Below are 679 nucleotides of genomic sequence, written 5' to 3'. Positions count from 1 at the left end.
TGGCGACATTGCGGACAAAGAATTTAACAACCGTGTAACTCCTCCGGAAGAACCTAAGTTCCAACCAGAGAAATATGTTGTTTCTGAAGAGAAATTCGATATCACTGGTGATAAGCTCGTTGATGACGATAAAGAATTGGCAGACAAGTACGCAGATACAAATGCGAACCCATATGTCGATAATACAAACAACAACGAAGCTCAAAACTTGAATACTAAGACTGTTAAACGTGGCGACAAGTTGGTTTACCAAGTATGGCTTGATACAACTAAATTCGACGCAGCTAACAAAGACAACATCCAATCAGTAGGAATCTCAGATGACTACGATGAAACTAAATTGGATCTTGACGCTACGAAGATTAAAGCTTACGATTCAGTAACAGGCGCAGAAGTAACAGATAAATTTGATATCACTGTGAACAACGGTGTGATTACTGCAACACTTAAAGATGGCTTCACTAAGTCACTTGGCGATGCAGAAAACACACAAGTTATCGACACAACTAAATTCGCCTTTGGACGTTACTACAAGTTCGACATCCCAACAACAGTTAAAGCTGATGTACCTGGTGGTGTAGATATCGAAAATACTGCGGCTCAAGTTGTTAACTACTACAACCCAACAACTAAGAAAGTTGAAAAACCAAGCAAACCAACTGAAAAACGTGTAAACAAT

Annotated in this window: 1 protein-coding gene; it reads left to right on the top strand. The window is 39.3% G+C overall.

Annotated features, from left to right (window positions below):
- Positions 1–679: adhesin isopeptide-forming adherence domain-containing protein (locus tag HMPREF1519_RS01995; RefSeq protein ID WP_037611086.1), on the top strand; the 679-nt coding region annotated here is incomplete at both ends.

This window comes from Streptococcus sp. SR4 (assembly GCF_000517725.1).
GTDB classification, from domain to species: domain Bacteria; phylum Bacillota; class Bacilli; order Lactobacillales; family Streptococcaceae; genus Streptococcus; species Streptococcus salivarius_F.
The sequence above is the reverse complement of the archived record's forward strand: the minus strand, read 5'-3'. Positions and strand labels throughout refer to the sequence as shown.